Annotated in this window: 14 protein-coding genes; 5 read left to right on the forward strand and 9 right to left on the reverse strand. The window is 67.0% G+C overall.

What is annotated here, in order from left to right; all coding sequences use genetic code 11:
- Positions 1 to 128 precede the first annotated feature (128 nt).
- On the forward strand, positions 129 to 494 hold the full coding sequence (gene nirD, locus ACHMXB_RS02545) for a nitrite reductase small subunit NirD (RefSeq protein ID WP_395402497.1): 366 nt from the start codon (positions 129 to 131) through the stop codon (positions 492 to 494).
- A 58-nt stretch (positions 495 to 552) separates the two neighbouring features.
- Here nirD and ACHMXB_RS02550 read toward each other — a convergent pair whose 3' ends face one another.
- A complete protein-coding gene (locus tag ACHMXB_RS02550; protein WP_395402499.1) occupies positions 553 to 2,337 on the reverse strand; it encodes a phospho-sugar mutase in 1,785 nt (594 codons plus the stop codon).
- A 130-nt stretch (positions 2,338 to 2,467) separates the two neighbouring features.
- On the opposite strand from ACHMXB_RS02550, the gene ACHMXB_RS02555 reads away from it, so the two are divergent.
- The gene (locus ACHMXB_RS02555) at positions 2,468 to 2,962 is read left to right on the forward strand and encodes an RrF2 family transcriptional regulator (protein ID WP_395402501.1); all 495 of its coding nucleotides are present in this window, start codon (positions 2,468 to 2,470) and stop codon (positions 2,960 to 2,962) included.
- Positions 2,963 to 2,972: 10 nt separating this feature from the next.
- Here the strand turns inward: ACHMXB_RS02555 and ACHMXB_RS02560 are convergent, their stop codons facing one another.
- Positions 2,973 to 3,791, reverse strand: coding sequence for a purine-nucleoside phosphorylase (locus ACHMXB_RS02560; protein ID WP_395402503.1), 819 nt, complete (start codon positions 3,789 to 3,791; stop codon positions 2,973 to 2,975).
- 118 nt (positions 3,792 to 3,909) lie between these two features.
- Here ACHMXB_RS02560 and ACHMXB_RS02565 point away from each other — a divergent pair, with 118 nt between their 5' ends.
- Positions 3,910 to 5,325 (forward strand): NAD(P)H-quinone dehydrogenase, encoded by a 1,416-nt coding sequence (locus ACHMXB_RS02565; protein ID WP_395402505.1) that lies wholly within the window; start codon positions 3,910 to 3,912, stop codon positions 5,323 to 5,325.
- A gap of 180 nt (positions 5,326 to 5,505) precedes the next feature.
- On the forward strand, positions 5,506 to 5,886 hold the full coding sequence (locus ACHMXB_RS02570; protein ID WP_395402507.1) for a hypothetical protein: 381 nt from the start codon (positions 5,506 to 5,508) through the stop codon (positions 5,884 to 5,886).
- 11 nt (positions 5,887 to 5,897) lie between these two features.
- On the opposite strand, the gene ACHMXB_RS02575 is transcribed toward ACHMXB_RS02570, so the two are convergent.
- From ACHMXB_RS02575 to ACHMXB_RS02595, 5 genes are all read right to left on the reverse strand, one after another.
- Positions 5,898 to 6,587: a hypothetical protein gene (locus ACHMXB_RS02575; protein ID WP_395402509.1), complete on the reverse strand. Its 690-nt coding sequence runs from the start codon at positions 6,585 to 6,587 to the stop codon at positions 5,898 to 5,900.
- Between the two features lie 156 nt (positions 6,588 to 6,743).
- On the reverse strand, positions 6,744 to 7,397 hold the full coding sequence (locus tag ACHMXB_RS02580; RefSeq protein WP_395402511.1) for a hypothetical protein: 654 nt from the start codon (positions 7,395 to 7,397) through the stop codon (positions 6,744 to 6,746).
- A gap of 378 nt (positions 7,398 to 7,775) precedes the next feature.
- Positions 7,776 to 9,338: an FAD-dependent oxidoreductase gene (locus tag ACHMXB_RS02585; RefSeq protein ID WP_395402513.1), complete on the reverse strand. Its 1,563-nt coding sequence runs from the start codon at positions 9,336 to 9,338 to the stop codon at positions 7,776 to 7,778.
- Positions 9,335 to 11,536 carry a molybdopterin oxidoreductase family protein gene (locus ACHMXB_RS02590; protein WP_395402515.1) on the reverse strand — a complete coding sequence of 734 codons (2,202 nt, stop codon included), beginning with the start codon at positions 11,534 to 11,536 and terminating at the stop codon, positions 9,335 to 9,337. Before ACHMXB_RS02590 ends, ACHMXB_RS02585 begins: the two co-directional genes overlap by 4 nt.
- A gap of 1 nt (position 11,537) precedes the next feature.
- Positions 11,538 to 12,971, reverse strand: a complete 1,434-nt coding sequence (locus ACHMXB_RS02595) for an MFS transporter (RefSeq protein ID WP_395402517.1) — start codon at positions 12,969 to 12,971, stop codon at positions 11,538 to 11,540.
- Positions 12,972 to 13,251: 280 nt separating this feature from the next.
- Between ACHMXB_RS02595 and ACHMXB_RS02600 the strand changes: the two genes are divergently transcribed.
- On the forward strand, positions 13,252 to 14,664 hold the full coding sequence (locus ACHMXB_RS02600) for an MFS transporter (protein ID WP_395402519.1): 1,413 nt from the start codon (positions 13,252 to 13,254) through the stop codon (positions 14,662 to 14,664).
- Positions 14,665 to 14,737: 73 nt separating this feature from the next.
- Here ACHMXB_RS02600 and ACHMXB_RS02605 read toward each other — a convergent pair whose 3' ends face one another.
- Complete coding sequence (locus ACHMXB_RS02605; protein ID WP_395402521.1) at positions 14,738 to 16,549, reverse strand: acetyl/propionyl/methylcrotonyl-CoA carboxylase subunit alpha; 1,812 nt, start codon at positions 16,547 to 16,549, stop codon at positions 14,738 to 14,740.
- A 102-nt stretch (positions 16,550 to 16,651) separates the two neighbouring features.
- Positions 16,652 to 17,311 (reverse strand): Maf family protein, encoded by a 660-nt coding sequence (locus ACHMXB_RS02610; RefSeq protein ID WP_395402523.1) that lies wholly within the window; start codon positions 17,309 to 17,311, stop codon positions 16,652 to 16,654.
- Positions 17,312 to 17,318 lie beyond the last annotated feature (7 nt).

Here is a 17,318-nt window from a genome sequence, read left to right on the forward strand (position 1 = left end):
GCACCCCGCCGAAACACCGTCATCCTAGCTTTGGTATACGGCCGCAGCGGCGGCAACAGCAGGCGCAAACACACGCCTCGCAGGACCGGCCCGCCGCCGGAAAGCACGCAAAGGGAGAGGAGCCGGACATGACGGCAACACTGGAACTTGAGGATCTCGTCACCGGATATGCAGCAGGCTGGCACCGCGTCTGCGCGGTGGAGGACCTGGAACTGGCCTGGGGTGAAGCGGCACTCGTGGCCGGCCAGCAGGTGGCGCTGTTCCGCACGGGCCCCGGTGAGGTTTTCGCGGTCGCTCAGGAGGACCCGGCCACCGGCGCCTTCGTTATGGCGCGCGGCATCCTCGGATCGCGCGGCCTTCGCCCCACCATCGCCTCGCCGCTGCACAAGGAGGTTTACGACCTTGAGACGGGCGAGTGCTTCGGCAACGGGGACCTGCGCCTGGCCGCGTTCAGCACGCGCATCGTGGACGGCTTCATCGAGGTTGAGCTCTAAGGCCCAAGCTTTCAGCGCCGCCCTTCTAAGGGGCGGGGGACTAAAGGGCCCGGGCCGCCTACAGCCCCAGGGCCTCGCGCACGTCAGTGAGCACCTGGTCCAGGGCGGCCCTCGCCGCCAGCCGGGCCTCGGGCAGTTCAGCGGCCGAGCCGACGCTCTGGATGACCTCCAGGTAGCACTTCAGTTTCGGCTCCGTGCCGCTCGGCCGGATGATCACGCGGCTGAGGTCGCGGGTCATATAGAGCAGCCCGTCGGTCGGAGGCAGCTGTTCGCTGCCTTCGGCCAGATCCACGAATGACTCCACCGCCGACCCGCCAAACGATTCGGGCGGGTTCACGCGCAGCCGGTTCATCATGGCATCCAGCAGGCCGAGGTCAGCCACGCGGATGCTCAGCTGGTCACTCGCATGGAGGCCGTGCACCAGATAGAGCTCGTCCAGGGTGTCGAAGATCGTCTTGCCCTCGGCCTTTGCAGCGGCGGCCAGTTCCGCGATCAGCACCGCGGCGGACAGTCCGTCCTTGTCACGGACCAGGTTCGGCGCAACACAGTAACCCAGCGCCTCCTCATAGCCGTAGACGAGGCCCGGCACCCGGGAAATCCACTTGAACCCGGTCAGCGTTTCCTCATGCGCATACCCGGCTGCGGCGGCGATGCGTGAAAGCAGCCGCGACGAAACAATCGAATTGGCGAACACGCCGCCGCCCGCGTCCGCTCCGGCATCATCCGCTCCGGCAGCGTCCGCTCCGGGCGAGTCCGCTTTGGAGGCGGCCAGGCGCGCCACGACGTGTGCTCCCAGGAGGGCGCCCACCTCATCGCCCCGCAGCATCCGCCACGCACCCGTGTCCGGGTCCTTCGCGGCCACCGCGGCACGGTCCGCGTCCGGGTCGTTGGCCAGGACAATGTCTGCGTCCGCCTGCATCGCCTCACCCAGGGCCAGATCGAGGGCGCCGGGTTCTTCAGGGTTGGGAAAACTGACCGTGGGGAAGTCCGGGTCCGGTTCGGCCTGTTCGCTGACCAGGGTTACGTCGGTGAATCCGGCTGCCTGCAGGACGGAGACAGCCGTTGCTCCGCCGACGCCGTGCAACGGTGTCATGACGATTTTAAGGTCCCGGGCCGGGAAAAGCCCGCGGTCGGCCAGCCCTGCCGTGGCAGCCCCGTAGTCCTGGACGATCCCGTCGTCCAAAACTGTCCAACCGTCCTGGGCCAGGGGGATCGAGGCAAGGTCGCCCGCCTTGCTGATTTCGGCGGCGATCAGGGCGTCGTACGGCGCCACGATCTGCGCGCCCCGGCCGCTTTCTTCCACCGCATGCCGGCCCAGGTACACCTTGTAGCCGTTGTCCTGCGGAGGGTTGTGGCTCGCTGTGACCATCACGCCGCCGTCGCACTGCAGCGCCCGGACCGCATACGCCACCAGCGGCGTCGGCAGTGGAGCCGGCATCAGGAACGTCTCGATGCCGGCCGCAGTGAACACCGCCGCCGTCTCCGTTGCGAAAATGTCGGAGTTGTAGCGGGCGTCGTAGCCGACGACGGCGCGTGGCCGGGTTCCGGACGCAGCCTCCGCCACCGCCCGGACCAGGAAATTGGCGAAGCCCGCCGCCGCGCGGCGGACCACGACGCGGTTCATCCGGTTGGGCCCCGGGCCCAGGGCGGCACGCAGGCCGGCCGTTCCGAACTGCAGCGTTCCCCGGAAGCTGTCTTCAAGGTCCTGCCGGGCGGCGGGCGTGCCGTTCTCGGCGAGCTCCACGAGTTCGGTCAGCGCTGCCGCGGTCCGGGGATCCGGATCCTGGGCGGCCCAGGCGCGGGCGTCGTTGAGCAGCTGCAGATCGGCTTCGGAGGACGTCATACAGTCCAAACTATCGTCAAAGTGCGGCGGAGCGGTGCCGGGCGGAACTGCTGACCCGTCACAACCTCACCGGTCCATGGGGCCCCGAGCGCTTCTTGACAAGAGATTCTGGACACGTACTGTCTTGGTTGTGAAGTTGAACCAGGGGGTGGAGTGGGCCCTTCATTGCTGCGTCAACATGGCATGGGCGCCCGCCGGGGAACCGATCAGCAGCGGCAGGCTGGCGGAGCTGTATAAGCTGCCACCGGCGTACCTGAACAAGCAGCTTCAGTGCCTGGTGCGGGCAGGCGTCCTGCAGTCCGTGTCCGGCCCCAGGGGTGGGTTCCAGCTGGCGCGGCGGCCTGACCGGATCTCGGTGCTGGACGTGGTGCTGGCCATCGAAGGGCGGGACCTGGCCTTCCGCTGCGACGGCATCCTGGCGAACTGCCCGGGCGGTGATGCGGACGAGGACTACTTCCGCAGCTGCATCATTTCCCAGTCCATGCGCCAGGCGGAGCTGGCCTGGCGGACCGAACTCGCGCGGCAGACCGTGGCAGGCATTGCGCAGTCGCTCGAACGGCGGTTCCCCGAGGCCCGGGCCAGCTCGCTCGCCCAACTCCTCGGCGCAAACGGCGCGCGGGACTAGAAGAGCGGGCTCAGAGCCGGCCGATAATCTCCGCGAGGAGCTTGGAGATGCGGGGCCCGGCAGCGTGTCCGGCTTCGAGCACTTCCTCATGGCTCAGCGGCGTCGGGCTGATGCCGGCCGCGAGGTTGGTGACCAGCGAGATGCCGAAGACCTCCATGCCGGCGTGCCGCGCAGCGATGGCCTCCAGCGCCGTGGACATGCCCACCAGGTCGGCACCGATCCGCTTGGCGTACTGCACCTCGGCCGGCGTCTCGTAGTGCGGGCCGGTGAACTGGGCGTACACACCTTCGTCCAGGGACGGGTCCACCTCGCGGGCCAAATCCCGGATCCGCGAGGAGTACAGATCGGTCAGGTCCACAAATGTGGCTCCCTCGAGCGGGGACGCCGCGGTGAGGTTGATGTGATCTTTGATGAGCACGGGAGTGCCGGGTGCCCAGTCTTCATTCAGCCCGCCGCAGCCGTTGGTGATCACCAGGGTCCGGCAGCCCGCGGCAGCTGCGGTGCGCACGCCGTGGGCAACGGCCCGGACGCCCTTGCCCTCGTAGTAGTGGGTGCGGGCGCCGAGCACCAGTGCGCGCTTGCCTTCACGCGTCAGCACCGACCGGATGGTGCCCACGTGTCCCTCCACGGCGGGAGCCGAAAAGCCCGGGACCTCGGAAGCCGCCAGCGTGGCGGTGGTTTCGCCGATGAGGTCGGCGGCCTCGGCCCAGCCCGAGCCCAGGACCAGGGCGATGTCGTGCGTTGCGACGCCGGTCTCCGACGCGATGTAGTCTGCGGCCGTCCGCGCTGCCTCGAAGGGATCCGTGTCCGGGAATTCTGTTGTGCTCACCCGGTCCAAGCTACCGTGCCGGAGCGGGTGCGGGCAGCAGAAACGCCCCCCTTGCGGGCTGCCCGGCCAGGCCCGGAAGATTGGTGGTCCGGCGCCGGATGCAGGAGAATGACTTCTTGTGACTATGCATCCTGATTTCAGCGCCCCCCGAATCGCGATTCTCGGCGGAGGTCCGGGCGGCTACGAAGCCGCCATGGTGGCCGCCTCGCTGGGAGCCGTAGTCACCATCATCGAGCGTGCCGGCCTCGGCGGTTCGGCGGTACTGACCGATGTCGTGCCGTCCAAGACGCTGATCGCGACGGCGGACCTGATGACACGCGTCGGCGGTGCCGGCGAGCTGGGGGTCAAGTTCGACGTCGACGGCGGGGACTTCGTTCCGGTCATGCGCGCGGATCTCAAGCACATCAATGACCGCCTGCTCGGCCTCGCCCGCCAGCAGTCCGTCGACATCCAGACCGGCCTGGAGCACCAGAACGTCCGGATCCTGAACGGCTCCGGCAAGCTGGTGGACAACCGCACCATTGAGGTCCTGACGGTCGACGGAACCGAAACCGTCGAGGCGGACGCCATCCTGCTGACCGTCGGGGCGCACCCGCGGGAACTGCCGACTGCGCGGCCGGACGGCGAACGGATCCTGAACTGGGCCCAGATCTACAACCTGGACGAGCTGCCGGAGGAACTGATCGTGGTGGGGTCCGGCGTGACCGGCGCCGAGTTCGCGTCCGCCTACAACGGCCTGGGCTCGAAGGTCACCCTGATCTCCAGCCGCGACCGCGTGCTTCCGGGTTCCGACACGGACGCCGCCGAGGTGCTGGAAGAAGTTTTCGAACGCCGCGGCGTGAAGGTGCTGTCCCGTTCGCGGGCCGAGACGGTGGAACGGACCGACGACGGCGTGGTGGTCACCCTCGGGGACGGCTCCAAGGTCACGGGCAGCCACTGCCTGGTGTGCGTGGGCTCCATTCCCAACACGGCCGGCATCGGCCTGGAGGAAGCCGGCGTCGCACTGACCGAAAGCGGCCACATCAAGGTCGACGGCGTCTCCCGCACCACCGCCCCGAACATTTACGCCGCCGGCGACTGCACCGGCGTCCTGGCCCTCGCCTCCGTCGCGGCCATGCAGGGCCGGATCGCGATTGCGCATTTCCTGGGCGATCAGGTGACCCCCATCAAGCTGCACCAGGTGGCCTCCAACATCTTCACCTCGCCCGAGATCGCGTCGGTGGGCGTGTCCGAGGCGGAGATCGAGTCCGGCAAGTACCAGGGCGACATCATCAAGCTGTCCCTGAAGAGCAACGCCCGCGCCAAGATGCGCAACGTCAAGGACGGCTTCGTCAAGATCTTCGCCCGCAAGGGGTCCGGGACAGTGATCGGCGGCGTCGTGGTAGGCGCCAACGCGTCCGAGCTGATCTTCGCCATCTCCATCGCGGTGAAGCAGAAACTGCACGTCGACGACGTCGCCAGCACCTTCACCGTGTACCCGTCGCTGAGCGGCTCCATCTCCGAGGCTGCACGCCGGCTGCACGTGCACATCTAACCAGTGCCATGCAACCTGTGAATGGCAGCGTTCTCCTAGTCGGCACCTGCACAGCTGAGTAAAATTCGAACTGTCGATCCCCGGGGTTGGCGGCACCGGGCCACGACAGACCGATCACGTGCGGTCAGCCAAGCGGAGAGTACTTCCGGACGGTCGGACCGCGGAAGCCAGGAGCATGCCATGATCACTGTTCAGAAAGCCGCAATCAACACCGCCCTCGTAGCGGCCCTCGTGGGCGGCGGTGCCTACCTCGCCATGGGCTATCCCATTCTTTCTTTGGCAACAAGCAGCACCGGAAGCCAGTCCAGCACGGACTCCGCCAAAGGTGGCCACCAGGCCAACGGGATTACCGAGCAGCTGCTGACGGGGACCACCGCCACCCGGGTGAAGAATGCGGTGCTCGCGGCCAACCCCGGCGCGACGGTCCACCGGGTTGAGACGGACGCCGAGGGCGCGGTCTACGAAGCACACATTACGAAGGCTGACGGCTCGCGGGCCACAGTGAAGCTGGACGGTTCCTTCAACATCACGGCGACCCAAGCCGGGCACGGACTCAGGTAACTGGCAGGGGTTCAGGAACAGGCGTAAGGAGGAACGGCGTCGCCAGGCGTGAAGGGCTCGAACCAGTGCCGAATATCCAGCTGGTTAGCATCCTGCTCGCTGGCGCCGTCCGCGTACAGGAATGCTGAGTCGGCGTCCTCCAGCAGGACCTCCTCAACGATGGCCCGCCACTCCTCGGGCAGGTCCAGTTCGTAAATGTCCTCGGTGATCCTGGCCTGGTCGAGCAGGCAATGGACAGCGAGCTCGCCGGCGAGACAGCCGGGAGCAGCCCAGCCACGGGCAAAGGATGCGGTGACGTCTGCTGCCACCACGATGAACCGCTGCGTGAACTTCGCGTCATAGCTGGACGCGAACTGCGGGGGCAGCGAGGACAGCACGGACGTTCCGGCGATGGCCTCGGGCGTGACCGTCTCCAGCTCGTGCAGAGTGCCGAGGTCGCGGAACAGCTGGTCGATGAGGATGCTGGACGAATTCCACAGCAGGCCCGCCAGCAACCGCGTCTGGCGCGCGGCCCGCTCCCGGTCGTCGGAGCCCGCAGAGGCCATCTCCGCCAAGTCCTCGGGGTCGAACTCGAGCCGCTGCTCGGCGGTCATGTCGTCGGGATGCGGGTCCAGCCCCAGGAGCTCGAGGCTCAGCCCGGTGAGCTTCTCGGAGTCGGCCAGCAGTTCTTCGGTGATGTCGTCGTCTTCGTCGGCATTCATGCTCCCGATGCTACCGGCCAGCAGCGGCACGCCCGATTTGTGTGACGCGGCACCCTCACAGGTAAGGAGCCCAGTTACAAAACAGCCTTATACACGGCACCGGCCTGCCAGGCGAAGTTCCGGCAGGCGCGGGCCGCAGATCCTGGATTTTGCTGATCAGCCGGTGATGGTCAGGTGATACGTTGCATTGATGGAGAATTTGAAAAGCGTTCCCTCATATGCGCCCGTGAATTTGAGCGTATGCTCGCCGGGAGTTGTGCCTCGGATGAGAGCGTAGTAGCCGTTATCCGCGCAAGGATCATAAACTCCCGCAGGACTTGAAAAGATATTATGCTGGGGAAGAGTGACCGCAAAAAACGGACTTTCCTCGTACTGGATGACGTTCGGACCGATTTCCTTTCCATCTAAAGTAACCGTCAAATTGCTCGAACCCTTCTTGACGTCCAAGCCTGCGAGTATTTTGCGAACGGCACCAGGTGTGACGTTATCCGACTTGGCCTCAACGTCCACAATATTGATGAGGGGAAAGAAGAGGTCGGACCCGGCGGGGACCGTGCATGTACGGGAAACGTTGCCGCCGCCGCTGACACCCGCGAGGAACCATGTGTTCCCGGTCTGGCCGTTGGCGCAGTCCTTGCCGGTTTTGTCTACGAGGGGGTTTGTGGGAACCGGTTGGGAACCAGCCCAGATCCACCACCGCGCCGCCAAGGAGGCGTAGCTCTGCTGAGTGGTGGGGGCGGCCGAGGCCGAAAGGGGTGTAGCCATGGCCAACGCCGTTGCGGCCATCAAAGTGAGAAGTCTCTTGATCATGATTGTGACCCATCGTTGTAGGATCGCGGAATGCCCCGAGGGCGTACCGCCACCTGCGGTACGCCAGAACAATTGGGCGCCTTTGCCCATAAGGGAGTACATTCCTCGAGCCGGAAAGGCTGGCGCACCAGCATAATCAAATACAGGAGACCGTACGCCGAAAAGAATTCGGGACAAAGCCCTGACTGCGGTCGTATGGAATACCGCCGCTCATTCTGCCGGAAACGCCGGCGCAAGTGGAAATGATGTTATTCGCCTCTGCGGCACGAGGCAAGGGCTGGGCTTCATTAGTAGGCCGGATTTTTATCCGATACTTTCATCCCATATTGGTAGCTAATAAACACACTCTTTGGCACTCCTGCCAAGAGCCGTCAGCCTTCACGCGGCAGCCCCCTGAAAGTGCTTCTCGATCAGCCCCTTGATGTCCTCGTGGCAGCCGCCGCAGCCGGTGCCGGCACGGGTGGAAGCGGAGACCTCGGCCACCGTGGAGCAGCCGCCGGTCACCGCTTCGGCGATCTTGCCGCCGCTCACGCCGGCGCAGCGGCACACCGTGCTCTCTGGGTCGTTGGAGGCACCGGCCGGGGCCAGCTGGTCGGGTCCGTCGAGGCGCAGGAGCAGGGACCTGTCCGCAGGCAGTTCGGCGCCGCGTTCGAAGAGCTGCACCAGCTCTCCCGCGGTGCGTGGCATGCCCACGCTGACCAGGCCCTCCAGCACACCGCCGCGGGTGGTCATCTTGACGTAGCGCCCGTGCTCCGGGTCGGCCCACTGGGCGATCTGCAGCCGCGGTCTGCCGTTGACGGCGCCGGCCGTCAGGACTTCCTCATCCCAGGGATCGGCGGAGTTGTCTCCGGCCACCGCCATGTTCATGCCACGGGCCTTCAGCACGATCACACCCGGCTTTTCCTGGGGGAGCGGGGGCAGCGAGTCGGCGTCCTCCGCGGAACCCTCGGACAGCAGCAGGAGGTATTCGGCCAGCCATTCGGCCTGGCGCCAGCCGGGACCTACCAGGCCGGAGGGTCCGCGCACGGTGCGGCACTCGATGCAGGCAGGATCCGGGCAGCGGACCTCGGCGCAGTCGCCAATGGCAAAGATGTGCGGCTCGTGGTGGGCGCGCAACCGGTGGTCGACCAGGATGCCCGTCCCGGTGGAGAGCCCGCAGCCCTCGGCGAGCTCAGTTCGTGGGCGGACGCCGCAGGACAGGACCAGCAGGTCGCCGTCGATCGCCGATCCGTCGTCGAGCAGCAGAGCCGAGAACCCGCCGTTGGGCGCGTTGTGCTCAATGCCCGTGGAACGGGCGTTGCCGGCCACCCGGACGCCGCAGCTGCGCAGGCCGGCGGCCAGCACGGCGCCGCCGCCGCGGTCGATGTTCCGGCCCAGCGGGTGGGGCCCGTTGTGCACCACCGTGACCGTGGCGCCTTCCTCTGCTGCCGCGAGGGCCGTCTCAAGCCCCAGCACGCCGCCGCCCAGCACCACCACGCGCTTGCGGCCAGCCACCGCCTGGCGCAGCACCTCGGCGTCGCGGAGGTCGCGGAGCGCGGTGACACCCGGCGGAAGCACGGGAGCAGCAGGGTCCGGGTTTAGCCCCGTGAGGTTGGGGATCACGGGCCGGGAACCGGTGGCGAAGACCAGCCGGTCGTAGTGGGCGGAAGTGCCGTCGGAGAGGATGACGGACTGCCGTGCGCGGTCCACGCGCCGGACCTTCACACCGAGCCGGACGTCCACGCCGTCGGCCACCAGCGCTGCTGCGTCGGCGAGGGCCAGCGCCTCGGGGGTGGTGCGGCCAACCCCAAGGTCGGCCACCAGCACGCGGTTGTACGCGGCCTCGGCTTCCTGGCCGATGACCGTCAGTCCTACCTGCCCGGCACGCAGTGCCGGCAGCAGTTCGTCGACCAGCCGTGCCGCCACCGGACCGAATCCGACAATTACAATCTGCTCGCTCATGAGGCCTCCGCTGTCTGAAGAAGACTGGTGTCCGGGGTGGCCGCTGCCAGCCGGACCCACACTTTGTTGAACTTGAATTCGGGCATCCCCGAGATGGGATCCGTGGCCGCTTCCGTCAGCCGGTTCGCGCTTTCCAGTTCGGGAAAGTGGAACGGCAGGAAGACGGTTTCGGGGCGGATGGCGGTGCTGAGCTCGGCCCGGCAGACCACCTCGCCGCGCTCGTTAGCTACAGAGACCTCTGCGCCGTCCGTGATGCCCATGGCCGCCGCGGCGGCCGGATGGATCTGCATCCTGGCCTCTGGCTGGGATGCCAGGAGCTCGGCCACCCGCCGGGTTTGCGCACCGGACTGGTAGTGCTCCAGCAGGCGGCCGGTGATGAGGGTCATGGGCTTGGCGGCCGGGTCGGGATGCGCCATGGAAGTACGACGGCGGCGGGGCGCCACCGGGGTCATAACTGCCTTGCCGTCCGGGTGGGCAAAGCTGTCCAGGAACATGCGCGGAGTTCCGGTGCTGCCGGCAGGGTAGGGCCAGTACGCGGCTGCGCCGCTGTCCAGCATGGCGTAGTCGATGCCGGAGTAGTCAGCCGCCCCGCCGGCGGAGGCCAGGCGCAGCTCCTCGAACACTGTCTCCGGATCGTCGCTGTAGGTGGACGGTGCGTCGAGTGCCTCGGCCAGCCGGGCCATGATCCACAGTTCGCTACGGGCACCGGCGGGAGGCTGGATCGCCTGGCGGCGGCGGAGGACGCGCCCTTCGAGGTTGGTCAGGGTGCCTTCCTCCTCCGCCCACTGCAGCACCGGCAGGACGAGGTCGGCCTCGGCCGCGGTCTCGGACATGAAGAAGTCGCAGACCACCAGAAAATCCAGGCTGCGGAGCCCGCGGATGACGGCGTTGGCGTCCGGCGAGGCCACCGCGATGTTGGAGGCGTGCACGAAAAGGCAGCGGACGCCGTCGGGCTGTCCCAGTGACTTGAGCAGCTGCACGGCCGGCAGGCCGGGACCGGGGATGAGCGACTCGTCCACGCCCCAGACCGAGGCCATGTGCGCCCGGGCGGCGGGGTCGGTGATCTTGCGGTAGCCGGGCAGCTGGTCGGCCTTCTGGCCATGCTCGCGGCCGCCCTGGCCGTTGCCCTGGCCGGTGAGGGTGCCGTAGCCGCTGCGGGCGCTGCCGGGCAGGCCCAGCAGGAGGCTGAGGTTGATGGCGGCCGTGGCGGTGTCGGTGCCGTCCACGTGCTGCTCCACGCCGCGTCCGGTCAGGATGTAGCTGCCGCCCCGGCGGGCCCCGGCGGCCAGCCGCCGGGCCGTCTCGCGGATGAGGTCGGCGGGAACGCCGGTGATGGACTGGACCCGCTCCGGCCAGTAGGCGTTGACGGACCGGGCCACGGCGTCGAAGCCGGTGGTGCGCGCCTGGACATAGTCGGTATCGAGGAGGCCTTCGTGGATCACCACGTGGGAGATGCCCAGCAGCAGGGTGAGGTCGGTGCCCGGCAGGGGCTGCAGGTGGATTCCGCCGCCGTCGGAGGTGAACTTGGCCGTGGCAGAACGCCGCGGGTCCACCACAATGAAACCGCCGGCGTCGCGGACCCCCTGCAGGTGCTGGACGAACGGCGGCATGGTCTCGGCCACGTTGGAGCCGAGCATCAGAATGGTGCTGGCCGTGTCCAGTGCCTCAAGCGGGAAGGGCAGCCCGCGGTCCAGTCCGAAGGCCCGCATGCCCGCGGCAGCCGCCGACGACATGCAGAACCGGCCGTTGTAGTCGATCCGGGAGGTGCCCAGCGCGAGTCGGGCGAACTTGCCCAGCTGGTACGCCTTTTCGTTGGTGAGGCCGCCGCCGCCGAACACACCGACGGAGTCCGCGCCGTACCTGGCACGGGCATCCTTGACGGCGGCGGTGACGCGGCCCAGGGCCTCGTCCCAGGAGATGGGGCGGAACACGCCGTCGGGCCCCTTGAACATGGGCTCGGTGACGCGTCCGGGGTGCTGCAGGAGCGATGCGGACGTCCACCCCTTGCGGCAAAGGCCGCCGCGGTTGGTGGGGAAGTCGCGGCCGCTCACTTCAAGGGCCGGCACAGCCGGCACGGGACCTGGCCCCGGCTGCACAGCCGGGGCCAGGTCCGTAGCGGCCGGAGCCGCCGGGGACTTGAGCGTCATGGCGCACTGCAAGGCGCAATAAGGGCAGTGCGTGTCGGCGCTTTTGGTCATGTTAGACGTGTCCCATCGCGTTTCGGTTGGCGTTGCGGATGTAGCAGGACCAGCAGACGGCCAGCATCAGGACGTATGCTCCGACGAAGCCGTAGAAGGCCGGGGTGTAGGAGCCGCTGGCCGTGTTGGAGGCGTTCAGCACCTGCGGGATGACGAACCCGCCGTAGGCGCCGATGGCGGAGATCAGGCCGAGTGCGGAGGACGCCAGGCGCTGGGTCTGCACCGCGCTGGCTCCGGAGCGGGCCGCCCGGCTGGACGTCGCGAAGATCACCGGAATCATGCGGTACGTGGCGCCGTTTCCGAAGCCGCTGGCGGTGAACAGCATCAGGAACAGGACCAGGAAGAGCCAGAAGTTCTTCAGCGGCAGCGTCCAGATCATCGTCAGCGTGATGACGGCCATGGCGGCGAAGGCTGACACCGTCATCCGGGCCCCGCCCATGCGGTCAGCCATGCGGCCGCCGTAGGGGCGGGCCAGCGAGCCGACCAGCGGGCCGAGGAAGGCCAGGGAAAGGGCCACGGCACCGACCGAGATGGAGGAGAAGGCCGGGAAGTAGTCCTTGATGAGCTTGGGGAAGACGCCGGCGAAGCCGATGAAGGAGCCGAACGTTCCGATGTAGAGCAGTGCCATGACCCAGAGGTGGGGTTCCTTGATCGCTGCGAGGGATCCGGCCACGTCGCCCTTGGCGCTCGTGAGGTTGTTCATGTACTTGTAGGCGCCGAAGGCTGCCAGGAGGATCAGCGGAACCCACATGAGGCCTGCGACGGGGAGGTTGACGGTGCCGGCGGCCAACAGGGTGATGGCGATCGGCACGGCAAGCTGTGCCACAGCTGCGCCGAGGTTGCCGCCGGCGGCGTTCAGGCCCAGCGCCCAGCCCTTTTCGCGGGCCGGGTAGAAGAAGGTGATGTTGGCCATCGAGCTGGCGAAGTTGCCGCCGCCGAAGCCTGCAAGGGCCGCCACGAACAGCATGACGCCAAACGGTGTTTCCGGATTGGAGACGCACAGCGCGAGCCCGGTGGAGGGGATCAGCAGCAGCAGGGCGGAGACGATGGTCCAGTTCCGGCCGCCGAAGCGCGGAACCATGAAGGTGTAGGGGATCCGGAGCGTGGCGCCGACGAGGCTCGGCATGGAAATCAGCCAGAAGATTTCGGACGTGCTGAACGTGAATCCTGCGGCGGGGAGCTGGACCACCACGATGGACCATAGCTGCCAGACGACGAAGCCAAGGAACTCGGCGAAGATGGACCAGTTAAGGTTGCGGCGCGCGATCGAGCGGCCCTGGGATTCCCACTGCTGCTTGTTCTCGGCGTCCCAGTTGGCGATCCAGCGTCCGGGACGCACTTCGAGAGCAAGAGTATCGGGTGCCTCGGTGGCGGCGGCGGCAGCAAGATCGAGGGAATTGTGGGTCCCGGCGTCTGCGGTGCGGTCAGCAGTCACGGTATACCTCCTTGGGGAATGTTGTCCTTCCAAGGTAGGGATGGCGCGTTTCGCAGACGGTCGCCGTTTGTTAACGTGCTGTGACATTTGCCTATCAGCCCGCGTCGGGCGGCGTTAGGCTTGCAGGACGACCTCATGCTGAGACAACTTTGGAAGTCCGTATACTGGACCGCTTGTCCGTTGCGTGGACGGCGGGAACTAAGATTGAACTCTGTTTTATCCCCATGTTTGGAGGGGCTTCCGAGCGAGGTCCGTCCAGCTCTCATGAAAGCGTCCCCACATGTCATCGCCTGCAACGTCAACGGAACATGGCACCGCCAAACCGGTGAACTCCAAGGGCAAAGTGATCTTTGCCAGCCTCATCGGAACGACGATCGAGTTCTATGACTTCTACATCTACGCAACCGCGTCGGTGCTGGTCTTCCCCAAGCTGTTCTTCCCCCAGGCCACGGAGATCAACGCCCTCCTGAGCTCTTTCGCAATTTTCGGCGTCGCGTTCGTCGCCCGGCCCATCGGCTCGGTCCTGTTCGGACACTTCGGCGACAAGTTCGGCCGCAAGGGCACCCTGGTGGCCTCCCTCCTCACCATGGGCCTGGCCACCTTCTTCATCGGGCTGCTGCCGACCGCCTCGGTGGCCGGCTGGACTGTCCTTGCGCCGCTGATGCTGGTGCTGCTGCGCTTTGCGCAGGGGCTCGCGCTCGGCGGTGAGTGGTCCGGCGCGGCACTGCTGGCCACGGAGAACGCCCCCGAAGGCAAGCGCGCCATCTACGGCACGTTCCCGCAGCTCGGTGCCCCCATTGGCTTCATCCTGGCCAACCTGCTGTTCATCTGGTTCAACGCCGCCCTCAGCCCGGAGGAATTTGCGGCCTGGGGCTGGCGGGTTCCGTTCCTGCTCAGCGCCGTCCTGGTGATCGTGGGCCTGTATGTGCGCCTCAAGCTGGTGGAGAGTGTCTCGTTCCAGAAGGTCCTGAAGGAAGACAAAGTGGCAAAGGTTCCGTTCGCGGCAACCTTCAAGAACCACTGGCGCCCTGTGCTGGCCGGAACCTTCATCATGCTGGCCACCTACGTGCTGTTCTACATCATGACTTCCTTCACCCTGACGTACGGCACCAAGCCTGCATCCGTTGAGGCCGCCCAGGCCGCCGCGGAGAAGGCCGGCAAGCCGATGTCCGCCGCCGAGATTGCCAGCTTCGTTCCCGGCCTGGGTGTTTCCCGCGGTGACTTCCTCTGGATGCTGATCCTTGGCGTCGTCTTCTTCGGTATCTTCACCCTCGTGTCCGGCCCGCTGGCCGAGAAGTGGGGCCGCCGCAAGTTCCTCATGGGCGTCACCGCAGGCATCTTTGTGTTCGGCGCGCTCTGGTTCACCATGTTCGGCCCCGGCCCGGGAGCGGCCATCGTCGGCCTGATCGTCGGCTTCACCCTGATGGGCCTCACCTTCGGCCCGATGGCCGCGATCCTGCCGGAGCTGTTCCCGTCGAACGTGCGGTACACCGGCTCGGCTGTGGCGTACAATCTCTCCAGCGTCATCGGTGCCGCTCCGGCGTCGTTCATTGCCATTGCCCTGTGGCAGGCGACCGGCGGCAGCACCTGGCTCGTCGGCGTCTACATGGCAGCCGCTGCCGTGCTGACGTTCATCGCGCTGTGGATCACCCGCGAAACCAAGAACACGGACTACGAGAACAACGTGGCCTGATTCCCAGGTTTAGTTGCATTAACGAAAATGCCCGGTGTGGATCACACCGGGCATTTTCATGTGCTGGGGAGCTCTAGTCTTCGATCGTCGCGATCACGGCGCCTGCTGCCACCGTCTGGCCGGCCGCGGCGGACAGGCCTGTGATGGTGCCGGCACGGTGTGCCGTGAGCGGCTGCTCCATCTTCATCGCTTCCAGTACGACGACGAGATCACCTTCGGCCACGACGTCGCCGTCGGCAACAGCCACCTTGACAATCGTTCCCTGCATGGGGGAGGTCAGGGCGTTGCCGCCCGCGGCGGCGGTGGCGCCGCCGGTGCGGCTGCGCTTCTTGGACTTGGCCGGCTTGGCGCCGGAAGCTGCCGAGCCGCTGAAGCCGAGGCTGGCGGGCAGTGCCACCTCGAGGCGCTTGCCGCCCACTTCCACCACCACGGTGCGGCGCTCAGCGGCGTCCTCACCCTCCGGCGCGGCGCCGTTGGGCGTCCAGGCGGGAAGGTCATTGACGAATTCGGTTTCGATCCAGCGGGTGTGGACGCTGAACGGGCCTTCGGCAGGCGCGAACGCCGGGTTGCTGACCACGGCCAGGTCGAAGGGGATGACGGTGGGAATGCCTTCCACCACCATCTCCTCGAGGGCCCGGCGGGCGCGCTGCAGGGCCTGGGGACGGTTCGCTCCGGTGACGATCAGCTTGGACAGCATCGAGTCGAAGTTGCCGCTGATGACGTCGCCCTCTTCGATGCCCGAGTCAATGCGGATGCCGGGGCCGGTCGGGTTTTTGAGGGTGCTCACGGTGCCCGGTGCGGGCATGAAGTTGCGGCCCGGATCCTCGCCGGTGATGCGGAATTCAATGGAGTGGCCGCGGACCTCGGGGTCGCCGTAGCCCAGTTCTTCACCGCAGGCCAGGCGGAACTGCTCGCGGACCAGGTCGATGCCGGTGACTTCCTCGGAGACGCAGTGCTCCACCTGCAGGCGGGTGTTGACCTCGAGGAAGGAGATGGTGCCGTCCTGGCCGACGAGGAACTCGCAGGTTCCGGCGCCGAGGTAGCCGGCTTCCTTCAGGATGGCCTTGGACGATTCGTAGAGGCGCTGGTTCTGCTCCGCCGTCAGGAACGGGGCAGGCGCTTCCTCCACGAGCTTCTGGTTGCGGCGCTGAAGTGAGCAGTCGCGGGTGGAGACCACCACCACGTTGCCATGGGCGTCGGCGAGGCACTGGGTTTCAACGTGGCGCGGTGCGTCGAGGAACCGCTCGATGAAGCACTCACCGCGGCCGAAGGCGGCGGTTGCCTCGCGGACGGCGGAATCGAACAGTTCGGGGATTTCCTCGCGGGTGCGGGCCACCTTGATGCCGCGGCCGCCGCCGCCGAAGGCAGCCTTGATGGCCACGGGCAGGCCGAACTTGTCCGCGAATTCCAGGATTTCCTCGGCGGACTCAACCGGATCGGCGGTGCCGGGGACCTGCGGGGCGCCCACCTTCTCGGCGATGTGGCGGGCCTGGACCTTGTCGCCCAGGGCGGAAATGGCCTCCGGTGACGGGCCGATCCAGGTGATGCCGGCGTCGATGACCTTGGCCGCGAACTGGGCGTTCTCGGACAGGAAGCCGTAGCCGGGGTGGATGGCGTCGGCGCCGGACTGGCGGGCGATCTCGATCAGCTTGTCCATCACAAGGTAGGACTCGGCTGCCGTGTTGCCGCCCAGGGCATATGCTTCGTCGGCGAGCCGGACGTGGAGCGCGTCCCGGTCCGGCTCGGCGTAGACGGCGACGGAGGCGATGCCCTCGTCCCGGGCTGCGCGGATCACGCGGACGGCGATTTCACCGCGGTTCGCGATCAGAACCTTGGTGAGTTTTGAATGCACTGGACCTGCGGACTGCTCCGGCTTTACTGACAAGGCGTCTCCTTCTTTCCTTCAGGGAGCCTAGCCTGATTTTGAGGATTCCGCCGATATTACTGGCGGAATCCGCGGGTAAGAAGCCCGGCCTTTGTAGGGAACCTACAACTCCCCGGGAATTGCCGAGTCCGGCAGGTCCTGCCAGAACTCGGTGATGCTCACGTTCGCCTGGGCCAGCAGGGAGCGCAGGGTGGACACCGACAATCCCACGACGGCGTGCGGGTCGCCGTCGACTTTCCGGATGAACGCGCCGCCCAGGCCGTCGATGGTGAAGGAGCCGGCGCAGTGCAGTGGCTCGCCGGTGGCGATGTAGGCGTCGATCTCCGCGAGCTCCATCTCCATGAAGTGCACTTCGGCGGAGGCGACGCTGCCCAGCGTGGCGCCGGAGCCGCCGTCGTCGTCCGTGTCGCGGCAGTCGACCAGCCAGTGGCCGGTGTGCAGGACCCCGCTGCTGCCGCTCATCCGCAGCATCCGCTGCCTGGCAACGTCCACGGTGTACGGCTTGCCGTGCGACTCGCCGTCGAACTCGAATACTGAATCGCAGCCGAGCACCAGGGCCCCCTCGGCTTCCGGAAGCGAGGCGACGGCCTCGGCCTTGGCGCGGGCCAGGAGCAGGGCGGTGTCGTGCGGATCGGTGACGCCGTAACGCGCCTGGACGGCATCCTCGTCGACGTCTGACACGAGGACCTCGTGTTCGATGCCGGCCTCAGCCAGGAGCTTGGTGCGGGCGGGGGACTGGGAGGCAAGGATGAGGCGGGTCACGGCTCCA

It is taken from the genome of Arthrobacter sp. UC242_113 (assembly GCF_044054585.1).
Taxonomy (GTDB): domain Bacteria; phylum Actinomycetota; class Actinomycetes; order Actinomycetales; family Micrococcaceae; genus Arthrobacter.